General features: G+C 35.5%; 5 protein-coding genes. 4 read left to right on the forward strand and 1 reads right to left on the reverse strand.

Annotated elements, in window-relative coordinates:
• Positions 1 to 384 (reverse strand): archaellin/type IV pilin N-terminal domain-containing protein (locus tag U9O96_08905; GenBank protein ID MEA2055200.1); only part of this gene is annotated, 384 nt, incomplete at its 3' end.
• 731 nt (positions 385 to 1,115) lie between these two features.
• Here U9O96_08905 and U9O96_08910 point away from each other — a divergent pair.
• The 4 genes from U9O96_08910 (at position 1,116) to U9O96_08925 (ending at position 3,282) form a co-directional block, all read left to right on the forward strand.
• A complete protein-coding gene (locus U9O96_08910; protein ID MEA2055201.1) occupies positions 1,116 to 1,670 on the forward strand; it encodes a DUF6398 domain-containing protein in 555 nt (184 codons plus the stop codon).
• 252 nt (positions 1,671 to 1,922) lie between these two features.
• Entirely contained in the window at positions 1,923 to 2,153 is a 231-nt protein-coding gene (locus tag U9O96_08915; protein MEA2055202.1) for a DUF5678 domain-containing protein, read from the forward strand.
• Positions 2,140 to 2,358: a hypothetical protein gene (locus U9O96_08920; protein MEA2055203.1), complete on the forward strand. Its 219-nt coding sequence runs from the start codon at positions 2,140 to 2,142 to the stop codon at positions 2,356 to 2,358. Before U9O96_08915 ends, U9O96_08920 begins: the two co-directional genes overlap by 14 nt.
• 36 nt (positions 2,359 to 2,394) lie before the next feature.
• On the forward strand, positions 2,395 to 3,282 hold the full coding sequence (locus U9O96_08925) for a hypothetical protein (protein ID MEA2055204.1): 888 nt from the start codon (positions 2,395 to 2,397) through the stop codon (positions 3,280 to 3,282).
• Positions 3,283 to 3,501: the final 219 nt, after the last annotated feature.

Here is a 3,501-nt window from a genome sequence, read left to right on the forward strand (position 1 = left end):
AGTTGTTTCCGAGATAGTTGTTTCCGAGATAGTTGCAGCGTAGCCACCGATAGTAGCCGCCAAATCGGCATATCCTGGATGTCCCGTCACAGATTGCACTGTAAAGTTTACTGTTAAGTTACCAGTACCAGTATCATTATAGTGTCCCGTTTGTTTCAGTGCTATTGCTACGTTTGTTCCACCACCACCACCACCGAATCCGCTCACCCATACATAGATGGTTGCTGCCAGTACGACGGTTATTGCCACCATCAGTATTACTGCTATGATGGGGCTGACACCCGTCACGTCCTTCCACATTTTCCCTATTTTTTTACTTATTTTTTGTTTGGTCATTTTTATCCCAATTTCTATATAGAACAGGATATATATAAAACTTTCCATTTTTGCTGATATATTGCTGATATATCACTATCAAAATGCTAACACAATGTTATTATGAGATGGAAAAAAAAGAAAAAATGAGAAAAAGGGTTGCGGGGTGATACAACATGAAAACCAATGGGATGCAAAGGTACCACCGATTTTTCAAATTTTTTCCCGCAACCCAGTCTATTAATACCATCGAATATTTAATTCTTATCCAAAATAAGGCTACATCTAAATGGGTAAGAAATTTTTAAATACTAAAATTGATTAATAAGATGGGTTGCAGGATTCATTATGTTGGGAAAGTGTTTTACATCCCCTTTCCCGTCATTTGGTGTCACCCCTGCAACCCCACCTCTTTTGTTTTGTTGCTTTGGTCTGAAAGTCGGAATTCGTCCTTGATGCTTTTTCGGGAGATATTGAATGGCTGAATCTGTGATAAAGTATTTAACATGCTTTTGAATTAATTAAATATGCAGAAGTTGGTCGACCATAGCCTTCATAAAATCCGTGAAGTGCTTTCACAGAAAGCCGTATTTTGTCTATGTATTATGAACTATAAGGATTCTGCCAAATTTTTGGACAAGTCTGGAGATGAAAAAATGATTGCGCATATAACAGAGTTATATGAAATTGGCATGTTCGGAGTAATTCATTTTTGGAAAATATGATAACAGTTTATATACCCGTGGGTTCATATATTTTTTATTAAAATGCCAGATATACGTACTGATCGAGGTATAAATATGAAAGAAAGAATAGAAGAAAAAAAGCACCAATTAATCAAGTTAACATCAGATTTTTGTGATAAATACCTTGATAATGAATACAGTAATTTGTCTAAAAAATTGATATTAAAAATGTCTAGAAAAAGATATGTTCCTTTCACGACCGGAAGAATAGAAATATGGGCGGCAGCAGTAATATATTCGTTAGGCCAGATCAATTTTCTTTTTGATAAATCGTTTAAACCATATGTGTCTCCAAAAGACATTTGTAATTGTTTTGGGACAAATCAAAGCACAGTATCACAAAAAGCAAAATATATTCGAGATATATTTAAAATGAAGTACTGGGATGATGAATTTTCAACCAATAAAATGAAAGAGGATAATCCATTTTCAAAATTAGTAATGTTGAAGAGCGGCTTAATTGTAGACATAGATACTCTTGCATCAATAACGAATAAAGCGATAAGTAATAGAGAAAGAAATGATTTAAATGATGAATCAACAGAAGAAGTGACAAATAAAAAATCAAGTCAAAAAAATAATAAACAAAAATGCCTAAATGATTATTAATTGACTTTGATATCCGAATATGCCAACTCTGCGGTTGCTTTGCAACCTTGCTCGCCTTCGTCGGTCATATAACAAATGCATATCTGGCTGCGGTGCTTCGCACCTTTGCCCAAATCCTCGCTACGCTCGGGTTTCGGATATACGTCAGCCGTTAGGCGAAATTGCGAGATTGCTGTAATAAATAATGGGATAACCTAGAATACGACAGAAGTTTTATGTATCACATAGCGAATTACATTGTAGGGGATTAAAATGAATGATGAGTGTGCAAAAAAAAATTACGAGTTTTACATTAACTCAAATTTGAATGAGTATGCAGGGAAATGGATTGCTATAATTGATAAAAAGATAGTCGCAATTGGTGAACGAGCTGATGACGTTATAAACAAAGTAAAGACAAAACACCCTGCCAAGAAATATTTATTATCAAAAGTACCAGAACCAGGACTTTTAGTTTTAGGTGGTAGGTATGATTGTTTATAAATATAGAAATGAAGTGGGCAAGATTAGAGAGACAATCAAACGACCCGTAGCGGATATTGAGATAGATGTAATAAAGAACGCAGAAATAGGATGGGCTTTAGTGGAAGGTGTCCCTCTTCTCCTTGGAAGACATACAATATTTGATAAATTCAATATAACATTTAAGGAAAACAATGGAGAGATCGTATTTGAACCACTTTTATAATACATGCAATCTCGCAACCATATATGGGTGAGGAAAATGAAATTATCTAATGAAGATGTTGAGCTGTTTTATAGACTGTACCATCCATTACTTGTTCATGTCAATAAAAAGTTCGAAATAGTAAAGGGTATAAATTCCTCAGAGGATTTTAAGAAATTCCCTATAGGAGAAATAAGCAAACTTAGAGAGAGATTATATAAGCAGCCTGAATTGATTGATTCATTTGTCAATGAAAATCCTTTGAACTTTTCGTCCAATGAATTAAAAATGATTAAAAGCTGGAAAAATTTTGTTAAAGGAAGATTCTTTATCTTTCGCTATCTGAAGAATTACACCATATTCCTCGATGATGGTGAACCACCAAAAGCATATGGCGTCCTTGCACTTAACAGTCCATTTGAGGAGCTTATTGGGCCATACCTACCAATAATGGTCGAAGCTGTACTTTTACCGTTCAATGATAAAATCATATACGATAGTATTTTTTCTCCGTATTCTATCACCTTTGGTGGCGGTATCCGTCGAAGTCTTAATGATGCTTATCAACAAGCCAAGTCAAGATTTGGCGTTATTACATCTCTACCATTCTCGGGAGAAAAAGTGGAACTAAGTGATGCTGACAAATTAAAATTTTATCTAAGAAGCGAGCGCAATCGTGAAAGGTACTGGGAAGAGATAGACGAATTAATTAACAAAGATTCAAGTCTTTTAATACTTTACCATCAGGAAATGGGTAAAATTCATGCGAGAACTTATGGAAGACGGCTACGTGAGATTGGTTTGACTGATGCATGGTTTGCTATACTTGAGGGAATAACTATTGCAAGCGGGCCTACGAAAAGGGAAGTTGAACAAATTGTACAGCGAATTATCCCTATTGAGAAAAGGAAGTTTGTCTACTTATTTCAATTAAAAGGGAAATAAGAATGTTTGAATGTGCAGTTCCATCGTTTAAACATATACGGCCGCCGAAACTTCGCATATGCTGGTGACGATGGAAGAATGTTTAAAGGCCTGGAAAAGATATAGAGGCATTTCTTTGGAAGATTTGAAGAGGGATAGGGACAAAAGGAACATGGTTCTCCATGCAATGCTGGCTGCGAATAGATAGAGAGTCATTTGCCATACTTGCGGCATTCGGAA

The organism is Candidatus Thermoplasmatota archaeon (genome assembly GCA_034660695.1).
GTDB lineage: Archaea > Thermoplasmatota > E2 > UBA202 > DSCA01 > JAYEJS01.